Raw genomic sequence first — 16,083 nt, forward strand, 5'->3', positions numbered from 1 at the left:
AAGCATCCCTACAAAAATTTGCAAATAGCATGGTTTTTGTGTCCATGATAAACAATCAGTGCTTGGCAAAGCCATTACAAACAGTGACAAGTTCACTGTTTCATTTAAGAATTCAAAGCTTTTGTCTTTTGTTTTTAGCACTAGTTAGATTTTATACTAGCACTTCAACTTTTGAGATTTTTCTCAAAAATCACAGGAACTTTTTGGCCACCTAACAATATGGCTTAATAGTTTTAATGAACTTTGCCAATTTGCCAAACGAATAACTCACTTAACCTCAAAATCCTGAGTTGGTTTGAGTGAAGCTTACAGAGAGATTTGAAACCTGTTTAATAACTGAAATCAAATGGGGGGAGACTTCAAGCATGAACGCAATCTCTTCTTGTTGCATCAGCCTGAATTCAGTTGTTCATACTTATTCAGGAGACGACTGTCGCTCTGAAACAACTTAGAAGTTAATTTCAAACATACAGCACTACCTGAAGTTGTTTACTTAATGATTTGGTATCTCCAATATCAATCCTTATACATTTTGTCAATTTTGTTTCACCCTCAATCTAATCTTCATAGAAAATTTATAATCACTTTATTTAATACACATATTTTTTTAATACATGTCACGATGTTGATTTTAACAGTAGTACGAATACTTGTCTTTTCAACTACTGCTAATTTACAGTTTTTCATACAAACTTTGGAACTATCAAATTAAAAGTAAGTTTGTACAAAGTTTTCCTACACTAATAACTTAAAAATAAGTTAAATGCCGTTAAAATTATGTTTTACAAGAAATTTTAAGCATCTACCTATAGACATAAAATACTATATTTACAACTTTAGTATTAACCACAGTTAATGCATCTATCTAAATAGATAAAGTTGAATAAAATAGTATGATCAATTGTTATACACCCTGAATATGTCGAATAAGATGTTAAATGGGTTGGCAACAGCGAACCCAAAAGCCGTACGTACAAACTTAAAGTTGTAGCCAAACCAGAGCGATCGCCATTGATTAAATGTCAGACGTAATAAAAAATTACACAAAGCCAGAGTAAGTGTCAATACCCCTGCCCTACGGTGAGGGGGCGATCATCGCCTCAAACCTAAGCGGATTAGTTGACCAGACTCATGTACCTTCGGGTACTACGTTATTGGTAAGTGTTCAAGTTCCTACCTTGGAGGAGAGTGCTAGTTCCAAGCTCAAGAACCGAAGGATTAAACAGGTTTATTGGGTTAAGCCAGTGTCGCGCGTGATACTACCGACCAATAACATTGTCGTTGCAAGAGCGTGTGCGTAAGCGCAAAGCCCACATTTCGTGTTGGCGCAGCCTGTCCGTAAGGACTTACGCGTAGCGGCTCCGCAGGAGCTAGCACTCACCTAACTTAACCCCGCAAGGGAGGCTTATTCGAGCAAAACCCAGGGTGCGTACAGGGGAGCCAGTACTGCAGGAGGGTTTCCCGACCTAGGTATCTGGCGTTGAAAGATATCAGTTCGTAATTGCCCGCAGATGCGTAGATTGCAATACTACACGGTATTGAGTAACCCCAAGGCGCTAATGTTGACGGCAATTAAAATTGCCGAGTCGTGTTTCCTCCGCGTGGCTGTAGTGTACGCGGTTTCCACACTCCCGGAGGCTTTGAGATGAAAAAAGAACTCGTGACAGCAGGATTCGTCCTCTTCTCTTTGACTGTGCCACTAAAAGCTTTAGCTGCTGATTTTAGTCAGTTTGTGATCTTTGGTGACAGCCTGTCAGACACTGGCAACTTATTCAACGTCACCCAGGGCTTACCAACAGGTCCGATTCCCCCACCGCCCTACTTTCAAGGACGTTTTTCCAATGACAAGATTTGGGTGGACTATCTCGGAGACAACTTAGGATTACCCCCTACCCCAATTACTGATTTAATCGTTCAGCTCAGAACGACTCCTCCGGAAGGCGTTAACTATGCCTTTGGTGGTTCTTTGTCTGGTCAAGGAAACTTCTTTAATGTTCCCGGTGTTCCAGGAGTACTGGAACAAGTCGGCTCGTTTACGCAACCGTTCCTAACAAACAATCAGAAGGTTGACCCAAACGGTCTTTATGCTGTGTGGTCAGGTGCGAACGATTACTTGTTTACTCAGAGCCCTGACGTCAATCAAACAGTCAAGAATGTATCAAATTCAGTAGGGTTACTTGCCCAAGCAGGCGCAAAAAATATTTTGGTATTTAACTTGCCAGATTTAGGCAAGACTCCTTTGGTGTCGGCGACGGGAAATGCTAACGCTTTCACGACTTTAACAAACAATCATAACGCGGCATTGGCAGCTGGTCTGGGTCAATTAAGTAATACCCCTGGCGTCAATATTATCTCCGTTGATGTTGATTCCCTATTTAATAGGCTGCTAGCTAATCCGAGTGAATTCGGTTTCACAAATGTTACCGCACCTTGTGTGGTAGGTGATCTTGTGCAAGGTGTAATCATAAGTGTATGTAATAACCCGAACGAGTTCTTGTTCTTTGATTCTGTTCATCCCACTTCACCAGTTCATAAGCTTGTAGCAGAAACAGCGTTAGCCTCAATTAGAGCTAAGTCTGTCCCTGAATCCTCTGCAACATTAGGTCTGTTGGGGCTTGGTGCTTTGGGTGCAGCAGCAATGCTTAAGCGCAAACAAAAAAACTTAGCCCTCACTCCACTAGCAAGTCAAGTCGTTAGCAAACACTCATGCCGTGCAGTCGTTGAAAGATAAATCTGTTTATTAACTAAGTCATCCAAGTCAGCCGTGATTCTCATGAATGACGGCTTTGTTTTTATATAAAGTTTGCACAATCCAGTCTTGATATATGATTGATTAGATAAAAAAAGATATATTTTTGGTTAAAATTAAACTAACAATGTGGAATTACGAAGACTTATTCAAAAAAATTGAAGAATTGGTTATGCACCATTCTCCTAGTGGTGTAGAAGCAGAAATTAACCAATTCTTGATGCAACAATTTGCAGCGTTGGGAGTCGAAGTTTGGTGCGATCGCGCTGACAATATCATTGCTAAAATTCCAGGGTTAGATCCAACAAGACAAATCGCTATCACCGCTCATAAAGATGAAATAGGTGCAATTGTAAAAACAGTAGGCGACAACGGTCGAGTCGAAGTTCGTAAGCTAGGTGGCGCATTTCCGTGGGTTTATGGTGAAGGAGTTGTGGATTTACTGGGAGACAACGCAACTGTCAGCGGTATTCTCAGTTTTGGTTCCCGCCACGTCTCCCACGAATCACCACAAAAAGTCCAGCAGGAAGACACTCCTGTAAAATGGGAAAATGCTTGGATTGAGACAAAATGTACAACTCCTGAATTAGAAGCAGCTGGCATTCGACCAGGAACTAGAATGGTGATTGGCAAGCATCGTAAGCACCCCATCAGGTTAAACGACTATATTGCCAGTTATACCTTGGATAACAAAGCTTCAGTTGCTATCCTACTAGGACTTGCGGAAAAGGTAAAACAGCCACCAGTCGATGTCTACCTGGTAGCGTCAGCAAAAGAAGAAGTGGGAGCAATTGGAGCACTTTTCTTTACTCAAAACCAGCGCTTAGATGCCTTGATTGCTTTGGAAATTTGTCCCCTCTCATCAGAATACCCAATTGAGGACGGGAAAAGCCCTGTGATACTTTTTCAAGATGGATATGGGATTTATGATGAAACGCTAAATGGGCAGCTGCGTCACTGCGCTAAGCAATTGGATATGTCAGTACAGCTTGCAACACTCAGTGGTTTTGGTAGTGATGCTTCAATAGCTATGAAGTTTGGTCATGTTGCTCGTGGGGCTTGTTTGGCGTTTCCTACACAAAACACTCATGGGTACGAAATTGCTCACTTGGGAGCAATTGCAAATTGTATTGATTTGTTACAAGTGTTTTGTGAAACTGAATTTGAGTGATAGGTAATCACCCAAAACTACTTCTGTATTCTGAGTTCTGAGTTCTTTCTTGGTAACAATGTATTAACGCTATCAGGTTAAGACCCGCAATTCTTTACAATGATCCCAGGTAGGTTAATAAAAGGTGACAGCAAGCCAATGCCTAAGACCGTTGCCGATATCATGAGCCGTGATCCGATTGTCGTCCGACCGGAAAGTCCTTTACAGGAAGCGATTAAAATCCTGGCAGAACGACGGATAAGTGGGTTGCCTGTTGTAGATGACACTAGCAAATTAATAGGTATTATTTCGGAAACGGACTTGATGTGGCAAGAAACTGGTGTCACTCCTCCGGCTTACATCATGTTTCTTGATAGCGTCATTTATTTACAAAATCCCGCAGATTATGAACGCGATCTGCATAAAGCACTTGGACAAACTGTTGGCGAAGTCATGAGCAAAAACCCAATCACCATTACTCCTGACAAAACTGCCAGAGAAGCTGCTAGACTGATGCACGATCGCAATGTCCACCGCTTGCCAGTCCTTGACAGCGAGGGCCAAGTTATTGGTATTCTCACGCGTGGTGACATTATTCGGGCAATGGCAGCCGATCAAGATGGGTGATAAGTCATGAGTTATAAGTCATAAGCCATTAGTCCAGTATGTGGCTAGTGAGTCTGAATTGTTAAGTTTTTTTAAAACATTTTTGAAAACTGGGATCATCAAATGAGTATTACTCCTGAATCTGTCAAGCAACTGCTGAATTCCGAAGATTTAGGCGATCGCTTGCGAGCAGTGAATCAAATTCGTCAACTAGAACCCGCTAGTGGTTTTGAGTTGATTCAAAATGCTGTTAACGATAGCAGTTCCCGTGTGCGGTACTCAGCAGTCAGTCAGTTGGATACTCTAGGCGGACAAAATTTAGACTTATCTTTGAATATATTGCGCGATCGCTTGCTCAATGATCCTGAAGCCGATGTGCAAGCCGCAGCAGCAGATTGTTTAGGCGCTTTGAAGCTACATGATGCTTTTGAAGATTTACAAAAAACTTACCAAACCACCAACGAGTGGATTGTACAATTCAGCATCATCGCTACACTCGGAGAGTTGGGCGATCCAAGAGCCTTTGAGTTGCTAACACAGGCACTTGCTTCAGACAATGATTTAGTCAAGACTGCAGCTATAAGTTCGTTTGGCGAGTTGGGAAATACGCAGGCTATTCCCTTGTTAGCTCCCTATGCAACAGATCCAGATTGGCAAGTTCGTTATAGACTGGCGCAAGCCTTAAGCCGTTTAGGCGGTACAGAAGCCAATTCCATATTAGAAACTTTGGCAAATGATCAAGCAGAGGCTGTTGCAACTGAAGCTATAAAATATGTAAAGGGGACTGGGGATTAGGGATTGGGGATTAGGTAATAAAGCGGAAAAATTATGTCTAGGGCAATAAAGACCTAGACATATTTTGGAGCATTCCCAATCTTGAGTCAGTCTTCAGCCACTGCTATGGGAAACGGCATTCAGTCGCCAGTACTCTCCCGAGGATCTTCCGACACAGGTATCTGGCATGACAATTCCCTGATTCAAAATTTATATTTCAAAAATAAGATTATTTGCGTGAATTTTGAATTAATAATTTTGAATTGTTGTATGGTGGGAACTCCTTGCCGCAATCAGTTAAATCAGGCTTGAAAACGATAAAACCCGCCTTTGCAATTTTCGCTCTCATTCTAAGTGCCAAATACTTGTGGCCAAGTTGTAACTACGAAAACCACAACTGCTGCGATCGCCAACAACCCTTGAATCAAATTCCCAACCACCGTACCTACGACAATTCCAATACCAGCCTTAATAGCCAAGTTCAAATCCCGTCGGTAAATATACTCACCAATAATTGCTCCGAGAAGCGGTCCGAGTAACATTCCTAATAATGGACCACCAAAAGGCAATGTTGGCAATAATCCTAGAAAACCCACCACTAATCCAACAATTGCACCAATTTGCCCCCACTGACTTGCACCAGCCTTTCTTGCACCCAAGTAGCTGGCTAAAAAATCAATTCCTATACTCAGTAATAAAACAACAATTGTCACAATAAGCGGTATTTTTATCGCGGCAAAAGAACCACTAATAAATCCCCAAGTGATTATTGCAATTAAAATTAAACTGGCTCCTGGAATCGCAGGAACTACAGCGCCAATAATACCCACAACCATTAGGGCAAGAAGTAACCAGTAAATAATTTGCATAATTATTTGTGAGTTGTTATTTATTAGTGGTTAGTAGTTAATTGTTTATTTTACTACTAACCACTAACCACTAAATATTACTTATAGCGGTTTGCAACTGGATAAGGTACACAAAGAAATAATGAACCACAGATGGACACAGATAAATAATTACTTCATTTAGAGCAAAAGCGCTATATTTCCTCTTTTAGGGTAACAGCTAATTTATCTGCAATTCCCGCAATCCAGTTTTCATCTTGTTTAGTGTAGCTGCGAGGAGCATTTGCTCCTAAAATTAGGACTCCCTCTTGGCCAATTGGTTGACAAATCACACCTTGAGTATTCTCTGGCAAATAATCAAATTCAACCCTTCCTGGATAGACTTTTAAATCTACCAGATAAACTGGCTTTTGTTTTTCCAGCACTCGTTTTAAGATTGCTCCTGGTACGACATCCGACTTAGGGCTTAAAATTCCCCGACGTAACAACACTTTATCTTTATAGAAAACGACGAGCGATCGCGTCACCGTATTCGTTAATAACAAATGCGATGCCCAAGCTAGTTCTGTTTTCACAGCTTGGGGTAAATTGGGTGCAAGCACAAAACCTTCTTCACCAATGAGTTGCACGGCTTCTGGTAAACGCGGTTGTACTTGCTGCCAAATTAACCCTGTTAAAATCAACACCGCACTCAAAATCACACCCAGAACATCTGCACGCGCTTGGGAGTTCGTTAATTCTGGTGCTAGCAAACGGTTAATCAGCAAAAGTACCGCGCCCAACCCACCTACTACGATGGGTAGACGCCGTAAAACTTTATTGGGATCGGATTTAGTCATTAGTCATTGATTTGTATTATCCTCTTGTGCTTATTCCTCTCCTGGTTCAATAATGCGTTGGAATAGATAACCAGTCCCCCTTGCTGTCAGGATTAACTCTGGGTTACTTGGATCGTCTTCCAACTTTGCCCGTAAACGCGATATATGCACATCTACTACGCGGGTATCTACATGGCGTTCTGGTGTATATCCCCAAACTTCCTGCAAAATTTCCGAACGGGAGAAAGCTTCTCCAGAACGGCTGACTAATAACTCTAGCAAGCTAAACTCCATGCCCGTTAACCGAATGCGCTCATCGCCTTTATAGACTTGCCGCTTATTCGTATCAATTTTGATCGTGCTAACATGGATCACTCCAGAACTGGGAATACCAGAGGCACCTGTTTTGTCTACCCGCCGCAGTACTGAACGAATGCGGGCTTCTAACTCCTTAGGGGAAAAAGGTTTAACGACGTAGTCATCAGCACCCAACTCCAGACCCGTAATCCGGTCAGCCACATCCCCCAAGGCTGTTAACATAATAATTGGGACATCTGATTCCTTACGTAATTCTTGACACACGCCGTAGCCATCTAGCTTCGGCATCATCACATCTAGAACCACTAAGTCAGGATCGGCTTTGCGAAAAGTTTCCAAAGCTTCTTCGCCATCACCAGCCGTAACCACATCGTAGCCAATCATCGAAAGGCGCGTTTCTAAAATCCGGCGAATGCTGGCTTCATCATCTACCACTAGAATTTTTTCTTTATGACTTTCCAAGTTTCTCAACGCTCCTTAACTAAAATTTTCATGATTAATTTTTAATACCATATTATTAAGATATCATTTCACAAATTGATTGGAAAAATCCCGCATCTACTACCAATTATTGGATTTTAGTTTGCTCAAAAACTTAAGCAAAAATTAAGAAGATTTAATAAAATATAAGAATGGCAAAGCCTAAAAGTTATTACGTTTGTAACGAATGTGGTGCAGAATCCCCCCAATGGTTTGGGAAGTGTGCAGCTTGCGGCACTTACAATTCTCTAGAAGAGCAAATTAGTATCCAGTCCTCAACCGATATACCTAGTCGCGGAATGAGTGGATGGCATCAACAGACGAACAACAAACCTGCAGCAACGAAACCAGCTAAACCACGAGCCTCATTGACATTTGACCAGATTAGCGATCGCCAAGTCACACGTTGGGCTTCTGGCTATGAGGAACTAGATCGAGTCCTGGGCGGTGGAGTTGTTCCTGGTTCTATGGTGCTAATAGGTGGCGATCCAGGGATTGGCAAATCTACACTGCTGTTGCAAGTATCGAATCTACTGTCGCACAGATACCGCATCCTCTACGTTTCTGGAGAAGAATCAGGACAACAGGTAAAATTAAGAGCTTCCCGTTTGGGGGTGGGAAAACCTTTGAGTGTAGTGGGCGATGGCAATGGTAATGGTACAACAGCAAAAGAAACTCCCGAAGAAACAGCCAAAGTAGAGGAAGCTGACGGCATAGGTGCCGATTTATATGTTTTGCCAGAAACAGACTTGGAAGAAATCCTGCGGGAGATGGATTCACTCAAACCGAATGTGACAATCATTGATAGTATTCAAACAGTTTTCTTTCCGGCTCTAACCTCTGCACCCGGTTCTGTCGCTCAAGTGCGCGAATGTACGGCAGCTTTGATGAAGGTGGCAAAGCACGAGGACATCACAATGTTAATCGTGGGACACGTGACGAAAGAAGGGGCGATCGCCGGACCGAAGGTTTTGGAACACTTAGTTGATACAGTGTTGTACTTTGAAGGCGATCGCTTTGCCTCTCATCGGTTATTACGGACAGTGAAAAACCGTTTTGGGGCAACTCACGAAATCGGCATCTTTGAAATGGTAGACAACGGGCTGCGAGAAGTCCCCAACCCTTCAGAGCTATTTTTGGGAAACCGTGATGATCCGGCTCCCGGTACTGCGATTGTCGTTGCTTGCGAAGGAACACGCCCAATCGTTGTTGAGTTGCAAGCACTCGTGAGTCCCACCAGCTACCCATCCCCGCGTCGTGCAGGCACAGGTATAGATTACAACCGCTTAGTGCAAATTTTGGCAGTGTTAGAAAAACGGGTGGGTATCCCGATGTCGAAGTTAGATTCTTACGTTGCGTCTGCGGGTGGGTTGAATGTAGAAGAACCAGCCGTGGATTTAGGAATAGCGATCGCAATTGTTGCCAGTTTCCGCGACAGAATTGTTGATCCTGGTACCGTACTGATTGGGGAAGTTGGGCTAGGAGGACAAGTCCGTTCAGTGTCGCAAATGGAACTGCGGTTAAAAGAAGCAGCAAAACTGGGATTTAAGAGGGCGATCGTCCCAAAAGGGCAAAAATACCCCAGCCTTAACATCGAAATTTTGCCAGTGTCCAAGGTTATAGATGCGATTATTGCAGCGATACCCCAGCAGGGATTGACCGAAGAAGATTTGGCACCCGATGACGATGAGGAGTAGACGCCACCTCAACCCCTAGGTATGCAAGCAAAGAGGGGCTTGAGGCGAACAATTAATAAATGGCGTTGCTGAATTTGGTCATGAATTAGGTTTGTACACATTTTTGTAGTTTGATGCAAAATCCTTGTAGAGACGTGCCATGGCGAGCCAGCGCTGCAGGAGGGTCTCCCTCCGCAGGCGACTGGCGTCACGTCTCTACACAGCCATGAATTATAAATTCATATCTTGATTCAGCAATGCCTAATAAATAGCCCCAGATACAAGGAAGAAAATCCGCTATGATAACCACTGTTACCCAAGACTACCAAATAACTTGGGAAAAACACTTTAAACCGTTTCTGCTAGTTGATTGTTCAGAGCTTCGAGATCAATTTCGTATCGTTGAAACAGCTCACTCACAGTAGTCTTGTCTGTTTCAGCTAGACGGAGTAAACCCCACAAAAGATGTTCAGTCCCAATCGACTTCTTACCCTGAAGCCGAACGACTTGCAAGGCTAGTTCTAGAACGAAATTACTCTGGGGACTAAATTTTAGATTCTCACGGGATTCAAAAGAATGTTCACTGGTTTCGATGTTCACTTGGCAGCCATTTGCTTGAAGTAAACGAGCACTTGTTGTCGTTGGATCAGCCAACAAGCCAGCAAGCAAATGTTCTGGCTCGACTTGTGATTTCTGCGAAAGTGCTGCCTCATTTCTTGCAAACTTGACCGCGTTGATTGCCTTTTCAGTGAACCTCTCGAAACCAAACTCGAAACCAAAGTAATTTTTGAATCGCTCAACAAGTGTTTGCATAGAATTCTTCGCCTCATAGATGAAAACGTCTTCAAGTGCAACGTTGAACAAGCTGGCAATTTTGAAAGCCATGTCCAGGCTGGGGTCAAACTTGCCGGATTCAAAACCATTGACCGCCTGACGACTGACTCCTAATTCTCTAGCTAGGTCAGATTGTGACCATTGACGCAGTTGCCGAAGTTCTTTCAGTCGGTTTTTCATAGCTTTGTCTGTTCGTCGTCAAGTATCACTTTACATCCTTGACCAGAGCAGCGTCAAGTGTAGCTTGACAAATAGTGCCTGCTCATATTGGAAATAGGCTGTCTTGCTCCAGATGCAGCATAATAACGCCCATGTGGTCAACTATATACAAGCGATCGCTAGCGCATGGCTCAATATCAATACGCATTTTATGCCTGCTTTCTTTTAGCAACAATTTCTTCCAGTTCTTTCAGATGTTGTGTGCTAATCAAGTCTTCGTCTTGAAGGTTAAATATATCTGAACTGTACTCACCTTGTTGCTCATTTAAATATTCTAATTGTTTTGTAATTATTGATAATGCTTTTCCTCGAGCCATTGAGGTTTTTAACACTTCAAACCGTGCAGCTTCATCAAGACGGCATAACAACCGTAAGATGATACGATGAATTCTAATTTCATTACCAAAATCAAACATTGTGGTATGAGGTTCATCGTCAGAAGGCAACAGTTCTTCTCCTACATCAAATAAAGCTTCCACAATTGAGGGAATGCAATCAGTTGGAATTTCGTTGAGCGTGCTATCTTCAAGTTTTTCTAAAAATGCCCTAACTTGAGTTGTACCATCAGGACGTATTTGCTCAGACAATTCTATAAGTTTATTTCCAAATAGCTTGGTATCACAAGATGAAGCAATAATAGCTTGAATCTGAGTATTAGATAAATCAGCTTCTAATAAAGTTAAACGGAAGTAGATAGGAAATATTTCGGAACAGCATACACGCTGTTGGCTTCGCCACTTTAATTCTTGTTGTTCATCATAATATCTTTTTCCCCAAACAGCTTGTAATTTAGGAAAAATAATTTTGAGCAAATTTTTAACAGGTTGCTTATCTTTATCTTGCAATTGGGCAAGCCAAGAATTATGGAACTTTTTCAGTTCATCTAAGGAAGAATTTACATTTACTACAAAATAGTTTTTGTTTTTACGAATTATGTCATATAGCATTGGGTAAAAAACTCGCAGTGATTCTAAAGCAATAAAATCTACTGGGTTCACTTCGCCTTTCACTACCGGATATGTCATTGTTAGGGTGTCAGTCAGATGAACAATGTCGCGGAGGTTAGTAATGAAGTGGTCTATTCCTTGAAAGTAAACATTGCTCCAGTAGGTTTGCTCAAATACCTCAGCCAGCGGCGTGGATGGGTTTTCCACATCAGCTTCCTCCAAGTCAGGAACCTGCTGAAGTTCTGGTTCTTCAGCGCTTGGACTTGTCTCATCAGACGGTTGACTGGAGTTGGCGTCCTCGCCGTCCTTTGGTGTGCCAATCAGAACACTATCGAGTTTTTCAAAAAGTAGCCGACGAAGTGAAGTTTTATCTGGAGAAGGTAACTCAAAAGCAACTTGAATAGTTTTCTCCAAATATGCTTCTGGTGATGCCTCCTTAGTTTCGCAAAGTGCTTTGCTAACAACTTGTTTATCAAAAACGAGAAGATAGACAACGTTAGTAAAATTCGGAATCGCTTTAAAAATGCGAAATAACTGCTTAATATCCTCTGCGGGAAGCCTATCAATATCGTCAATTGCCACGACTATTCGCCGCTGCTGCTGCACCACTGTGTGTTCAAGTTCTTCTTTTAACTCGGAAGCTTCCTTTTCCTGATCGTTAAATAATGTTGCTACTGCCTTGCCAGCTTGAGCGTAAGGTAAGGGAATTTCAGAAATAACTTTAGCAAAACCGGCGATTCGCTCTTTCAAGCCTCTCGGCACATATGTTACAGAGGTTAAAACGCTATGTAATTGGTCAAAAAAGCGCCTTGTAATGTCTTGGTTTCCAGTAAACAACCAAGCACTAAAGGGAACGATGATTGGTTGCTCCTCATCAGGCTTTTGCTTAAGATAATGAACTACAAAGTTCAACAGTGTCGATTTGCCGGAACCCCAAGAACCGTACACTGCAATCACGAATCCTTCTGTAACGGTCATTTTGCAAATACTGTCTGCCAAATGCTTGGCGAAGGGCGCATATCCTAGTCGGTCTTTTTCTGGTTCGATGAAGAGGTCATCTTGCAGGTGGTTATGAGTTTCAGTCTGTGCCATAAGAAACTTTTCTGACTTGTACTGCAATCGTGACACATATATTAGATAGCGCTATGCCACCCTACGATAGAATTCTGTGCGATCGCCGTACATATTATAGGTATGCATATGCCTACCAAAGATAGAATTTGTAAGCTGAAGTAAATACTCTTTCGCGATGCAAATTAACTGGCAAACTGCTAAAACCTACGAAGACATTCTTTATCATAAAGCTGATGGCATTGCAAAAATTACTATAAACCGTCCCCACAAACGCAATGCCTTTCGTCCCAAAACTGTTTTTGAACTGTACAACGCTTTTTGCGACGCCCGCGAAGATACCAGTATCGGCGTTGTTCTATTTACTGGTGCTGGTCCACACACTGATGGCAAATACGCCTTCTGTTCTGGAGGCGACCAAAGCGTACGCGGACAAGCTGGGTATGTAGACGATGATGGCATACCGCGTTTGAATGTGTTGGACTTACAACGCTTGATTCGTTCCATGCCAAAAGTAGTGATTGCCCTTGTCGCTGGGTATGCAATTGGTGGAGGACACGTCCTTCACTTAATTTGTGACCTCACCATCGCTGCTGATAACGCCATTTTTGGACAATCTGGTCCTAAAGTTGGCAGCTTTGATGGGGGTTTTGGTGCTAGCTATCTTGCCCGTATTGTTGGACAAAAAAAGGCGCGAGAAATTTGGTTTCTCTGCCGACAGTACAATGCACAGCAAGCACTGTCCATGGGTTTAGTCAATTGCGTTGTTCCTGTGGAACAACTCGAAGCTGAAGGTCTCCAGTGGGCGCAGGAGATTTTAGAAAAAAGCCCGATCGCCATTCGTTGTCTGAAAGCAGCATTTAACGCCGACTGTGATGGGCAAGCGGGTTTGCAAGAACTCGCTGGCAATGCCACTTTACTCTATTACATGACAGAAGAAGGAAGAGAGGGAAAACAAGCATTTCTAGAAAAACGCCCTCCTGACTTTCGTCAATATCCCTGGCTACCTTAGAAACACAAAAACCGCACCTTTTCTCAAAGGTGCGGTTTTTCATGTGTTGTCTTGTTAATAGCCAGAAATGTTAAAACAGTTTTCAGTTATCAGTTGTCAGTTCATTTTCACACCTGATGTTAAAAGATTTCAACAAGATTTTTTATTTGTTCACCGATGAATTTGTTAAGTTTAGTAGACATTTTTTGGATGAGATGATAACTGTTTACTGTCAACTGATAACTGATTTCAGCCTTTTCACAAAGTTAAATGTGAAACGTTTGCGCTTTACAAGGTAAAAGTCTAATTTCACTTGAAATGAAAAGAGGCATTAACCAATTAGCTCAAAACCAGACTAAAATCGTGCTTTAGCGATTTGATTTTTCCTGTTTTGACAAAGAAAGGCTATATTAGTACTGCCTCAACCTTTGCCTTTTCAGAACAGCTGCTAGTTGCTGTTTCCTCCACAGGAGCAAGTGCTGCTTTGTTTAAACCTGAAGCTAAGACTGGTGTTGCATTTGGCAAAGCCCAAACATCTTCCAAATTTTCCCAAGAAGGAGCAAACGGTGGCAGCGCTAAAGAACAAGCCTTCCAATTACCCAGCACTGGTGCTCCCAATTGTTGGCAGAACCCGCCACGACGCCCTTCTAGCTTGTAATAACGACAATATTTACAGGCAGAAGTCAGTGATTTCATCTGTTTCATATTTAGTGCCGTTTTGGGCTAATTTTCATCTTTTATTTTGCGTCTATACACAATTGTGGATTTCAGCCAAAACCCGTGTATCTACTAGGTTATAGCGATCCCAAGGAAAAAATTAACTTTATAATGTCTTTATGTTTGTGTCATACTTTTCAATTTTTTTGTTAACAAAGTGAAACATTAATTGCAGGAGGTTAAGCATACTAAATTTTGGCTGAAACTGAATGGGGATCAAAGCTAATAATAAAGATAACGATTTAACTAGCCTTTGAACTTCAGCCTTTAGGGACACTTTTTAAAATGAATTAGGCTGTACTTTTGACAGAGCTAGCGTGATGACACAGTGAATTAGCTAGTTTCTAAAGAACTAAAAATCTTCTATCTTTAGTAAGAGGAAGTGATTTGCAAAGAAATTTTTATATCTACGGACAAATCACAAATCTATTTTGATAAGTTAAGGAAATTCCTTTCTTAAAAAATATCCAACTTTTTCTTGTGGAATCCACCAATTGGCACCCGTCCTATAAACTGGGTGGGCTTTCCGGCCCACCCCACTCTCATTGGATAATTTATTTGTTGGAATACCCTTAACTGAACCGTATTGTCTTATAAGATGAGCACGTTGACTGATAACGGTTAACTGTTAACCATCAACACCTATATTCCCCTATACCCTTAGTGAAAGATTGCTTAGCAGCACAGACAGAACAAACACCCCAACGCTGAAGTTCGCCGGGTGGGGTGGGACAGTCGCACAAAGGACAAAGAGGTAAACCGTGCGATCGCGCTTGTACTGTTCTAGCCCAATTTTGGAAAGCAGCATTGGCGTCCTCGGGTGCAGAGGTCAGATCACGGCGTACGTTCATCTGATCACCCACGTAACTAGGATGTTCGCGCAGTGACATTGTTTGTTGTTCCTTCCGAGGCTGTTGAGGACGCCGCCATTGAGCTGTAGAAAAACGAATATCGACTAAACCAATTGACAGCTTTTCATTCAACTTTAAAAGCAGGCGCTGGCGCTCGAAAGTTAAATTCTGTGCCCAAGCTGCGCTAGAAGTTCCCACCCGCAAAACATCGCGTTCAATCGACGAAGGTAGCGTGTGAGCAGCTACTACTGGTCCTACAACTTCAGCCCAACACTTGAGCAAGCGTTGAAATGGTTGCTCTTGCCATTCAGCTTGAGCTTCCAAAACCTCTAAAATATCATTAACTGATTTCAACGACATCTAGCCAACCTTGGCAAAAATTGCAGCATAGTTATGCAATATATCTGTAAGCAACCCCTGGATTCAATCCAGGGGCTTCAGCAAATGTTGAAGCCCTAGCTTACCAGACTCAGTACGCGCGTGTACTACGTTATTGGCAAGTGCTGAAGTTCCTACCCTGGAAGGAGAGTGCTAGTTCCAGGCTCTAGAACCAGAAGATTAAACAGGTGTATGGGTTAAGCCAGTGTATAAATGGATATGCCGACTAATAACATTGTCGTTCGCGTTCGCGCAGCGTGCCCGCAGGGCTCAGCGTCTCCCCTTGGGAGAAGCTAACTTAACCCCTATTGGGAGGCTCTACGGAGCAAACCATTATGCGTACAGGTGAGTCCAGTCCTGTTCGCGCAGCGTCTCCGCTAGGAGAAGGCGGGTTTCCCGCCGTAGGGAACTGGCTCTCCCGTTGGGGTGAACGAGTTGAAATGGTAACTGTCCCATTGAAAGTACATCACAAAAGTACACCGATTCAAGTAACCCCAAGGCGGTAATGGTATCTAAAGGCATTTGACGGCTAAAAATAACGCCGAGTCATGTTTCCTCCTTGGTCTAAAGACACAAGGTTTCCACACTCCCGAAGATTTTTAGATGATAATTTTCGTTAGGATTGGCACAAATATATTTTTAGTATTTTAGATTAA

15 protein-coding genes are annotated in these 16,083 nt (G+C 42.4%); 7 read left to right on the top strand and 8 right to left on the bottom strand.

Going from position 1 to position 16,083, the window contains the following annotated elements:
• Nucleotides 1–1,058 precede the first annotated feature (1,058 nt).
• From ACM0OZ_RS29080 to nblB, 5 genes are all read left to right on the top strand, one after another.
• Nucleotides 1,059–1,301 (top strand): hypothetical protein, encoded by a 243-nt coding sequence (locus ACM0OZ_RS29080; RefSeq protein WP_414586318.1) that lies wholly within the window; start codon nucleotides 1,059–1,061, stop codon nucleotides 1,299–1,301.
• A gap of 344 nt (nucleotides 1,302–1,645) precedes the next feature.
• The gene (locus tag ACM0OZ_RS29085; RefSeq protein WP_414586319.1) at nucleotides 1,646–2,731 is read left to right on the top strand and encodes an SGNH/GDSL hydrolase family protein; all 1,086 of its coding nucleotides are present in this window, start codon (nucleotides 1,646–1,648) and stop codon (nucleotides 2,729–2,731) included.
• Between the two features lie 145 nt (nucleotides 2,732–2,876).
• The gene (locus tag ACM0OZ_RS29090) at nucleotides 2,877–3,920 is read left to right on the top strand and encodes a M42 family metallopeptidase (RefSeq protein WP_414586320.1); all 1,044 of its coding nucleotides are present in this window, start codon (nucleotides 2,877–2,879) and stop codon (nucleotides 3,918–3,920) included.
• A 138-nt stretch (nucleotides 3,921–4,058) separates the two neighbouring features.
• Entirely contained in the window at nucleotides 4,059–4,526 is a 468-nt protein-coding gene (locus ACM0OZ_RS29095; RefSeq protein ID WP_414586321.1) for a CBS domain-containing protein, read from the top strand.
• Between the two features lie 102 nt (nucleotides 4,527–4,628).
• On the top strand, nucleotides 4,629–5,300 hold the full coding sequence (gene nblB / locus ACM0OZ_RS29100; RefSeq protein ID WP_414586322.1) for a phycobilisome degradation protein NblB: 672 nt from the start codon (nucleotides 4,629–4,631) through the stop codon (nucleotides 5,298–5,300).
• Between the two features lie 329 nt (nucleotides 5,301–5,629).
• Here the strand turns inward: nblB and ACM0OZ_RS29105 are convergent, their stop codons facing one another.
• From ACM0OZ_RS29105 to rpaB, 3 genes are all read right to left on the bottom strand, one after another.
• Complete coding sequence (locus ACM0OZ_RS29105; protein ID WP_414586323.1) at nucleotides 5,630–6,148, bottom strand: DUF456 domain-containing protein; 519 nt, start codon at nucleotides 6,146–6,148, stop codon at nucleotides 5,630–5,632.
• A 173-nt stretch (nucleotides 6,149–6,321) separates the two neighbouring features.
• Nucleotides 6,322–6,966 (bottom strand): cofactor assembly of complex C subunit B, encoded by a 645-nt coding sequence (locus tag ACM0OZ_RS29110; RefSeq protein WP_073635752.1) that lies wholly within the window; start codon nucleotides 6,964–6,966, stop codon nucleotides 6,322–6,324.
• Nucleotides 6,967–6,996: 30 nt separating this feature from the next.
• Nucleotides 6,997–7,725, bottom strand: a complete 729-nt coding sequence (gene rpaB, locus ACM0OZ_RS29115) for a response regulator transcription factor RpaB (RefSeq protein WP_414586324.1) — start codon at nucleotides 7,723–7,725, stop codon at nucleotides 6,997–6,999.
• A 170-nt stretch (nucleotides 7,726–7,895) separates the two neighbouring features.
• Here rpaB and radA point away from each other — a divergent pair, with 170 nt between their 5' ends.
• Entirely contained in the window at nucleotides 7,896–9,440 is a 1,545-nt protein-coding gene (gene radA, locus ACM0OZ_RS29120; RefSeq protein ID WP_414586325.1) for a DNA repair protein RadA, read from the top strand.
• Between the two features lie 327 nt (nucleotides 9,441–9,767).
• Here radA and ACM0OZ_RS29125 read toward each other — a convergent pair whose 3' ends face one another.
• Together ACM0OZ_RS29125 and ACM0OZ_RS29130 are read right to left on the bottom strand one after the other, a co-directional pair.
• Nucleotides 9,768–10,433: a helix-turn-helix domain-containing protein gene (locus ACM0OZ_RS29125; RefSeq protein ID WP_414586326.1), complete on the bottom strand. Its 666-nt coding sequence runs from the start codon at nucleotides 10,431–10,433 to the stop codon at nucleotides 9,768–9,770.
• Between the two features lie 188 nt (nucleotides 10,434–10,621).
• Nucleotides 10,622–12,511 carry a KAP family NTPase gene (locus ACM0OZ_RS29130; RefSeq protein ID WP_414586327.1) on the bottom strand — a complete coding sequence of 630 codons (1,890 nt, stop codon included), beginning with the start codon at nucleotides 12,509–12,511 and terminating at the stop codon, nucleotides 10,622–10,624.
• A 157-nt stretch (nucleotides 12,512–12,668) separates the two neighbouring features.
• Between ACM0OZ_RS29130 and menB the strand changes: the two genes are divergently transcribed.
• The gene (gene menB / locus ACM0OZ_RS29135; protein WP_414586328.1) at nucleotides 12,669–13,502 is read left to right on the top strand and encodes a 1,4-dihydroxy-2-naphthoyl-CoA synthase; all 834 of its coding nucleotides are present in this window, start codon (nucleotides 12,669–12,671) and stop codon (nucleotides 13,500–13,502) included.
• A gap of 384 nt (nucleotides 13,503–13,886) precedes the next feature.
• Here menB and ACM0OZ_RS29140 read toward each other — a convergent pair whose 3' ends face one another.
• The 3 genes from ACM0OZ_RS29140 to ACM0OZ_RS29150 form a co-directional block, all read right to left on the bottom strand.
• Nucleotides 13,887–14,186, bottom strand: a complete 300-nt coding sequence (locus ACM0OZ_RS29140) for a hypothetical protein (protein ID WP_414586329.1) — start codon at nucleotides 14,184–14,186, stop codon at nucleotides 13,887–13,889.
• Between the two features lie 647 nt (nucleotides 14,187–14,833).
• Nucleotides 14,834–15,409 carry a DUF721 domain-containing protein gene (locus tag ACM0OZ_RS29145; RefSeq protein ID WP_414586330.1) on the bottom strand — a complete coding sequence of 192 codons (576 nt, stop codon included), beginning with the start codon at nucleotides 15,407–15,409 and terminating at the stop codon, nucleotides 14,834–14,836.
• A gap of 351 nt (nucleotides 15,410–15,760) precedes the next feature.
• Nucleotides 15,761–15,949, bottom strand: a complete 189-nt coding sequence (locus ACM0OZ_RS29150) for a hypothetical protein (RefSeq protein ID WP_414581817.1) — start codon at nucleotides 15,947–15,949, stop codon at nucleotides 15,761–15,763.
• Nucleotides 15,950–16,083: the final 134 nt, after the last annotated feature.

Origin of the sequence: Scytonema sp. PCC 10023 (assembly GCF_963920835.1) — a bacterium.
Lineage (GTDB): Bacteria > Cyanobacteriota > Cyanobacteriia > Cyanobacteriales > Nostocaceae > Kalymmatonema.

Excerpts from the sequence above, each read along its gene's own strand:
- ACM0OZ_RS29085 (WP_414586319.1), top strand. The coding sequence starts at position 1,646 with ATGAAAAAAGAACTCGTGACAGCAGGATTCGTCCTCTTCTCTTTGACT.
- ACM0OZ_RS29090 (WP_414586320.1), top strand. The coding sequence starts at position 2,877 with ATGTGGAATTACGAAGACTTATTCAAAAAAATTGAAGAATTGGTTATG.
- ACM0OZ_RS29095 (WP_414586321.1), top strand. The coding sequence starts at position 4,059 with ATGCCTAAGACCGTTGCCGATATCATGAGCCGTGATCCGATTGTCGTC.
- nblB (WP_414586322.1), top strand. The coding sequence starts at position 4,629 with ATGAGTATTACTCCTGAATCTGTCAAGCAACTGCTGAATTCCGAAGAT.
- ACM0OZ_RS29105 (WP_414586323.1), bottom strand. The coding sequence starts at position 6,148 with ATGCAAATTATTTACTGGTTACTTCTTGCCCTAATGGTTGTGGGTATT.
- ACM0OZ_RS29110 (WP_073635752.1), bottom strand. The coding sequence starts at position 6,966 with ATGACTAAATCCGATCCCAATAAAGTTTTACGGCGTCTACCCATCGTA.
- radA (WP_414586325.1), top strand. The coding sequence starts at position 7,896 with ATGGCAAAGCCTAAAAGTTATTACGTTTGTAACGAATGTGGTGCAGAA.
- ACM0OZ_RS29125 (WP_414586326.1), bottom strand. The coding sequence starts at position 10,433 with ATGAAAAACCGACTGAAAGAACTTCGGCAACTGCGTCAATGGTCACAA.
- ACM0OZ_RS29130 (WP_414586327.1), bottom strand. The coding sequence starts at position 12,511 with ATGGCACAGACTGAAACTCATAACCACCTGCAAGATGACCTCTTCATC.
- menB (WP_414586328.1), top strand. The coding sequence starts at position 12,669 with ATGCAAATTAACTGGCAAACTGCTAAAACCTACGAAGACATTCTTTAT.
- ACM0OZ_RS29140 (WP_414586329.1), bottom strand. The coding sequence starts at position 14,186 with ATGAAACAGATGAAATCACTGACTTCTGCCTGTAAATATTGTCGTTAT.
- ACM0OZ_RS29145 (WP_414586330.1), bottom strand. The coding sequence starts at position 15,409 with ATGTCGTTGAAATCAGTTAATGATATTTTAGAGGTTTTGGAAGCTCAA.
- ACM0OZ_RS29150 (WP_414581817.1), bottom strand. The coding sequence starts at position 15,949 with ATGCCTTTAGATACCATTACCGCCTTGGGGTTACTTGAATCGGTGTAC.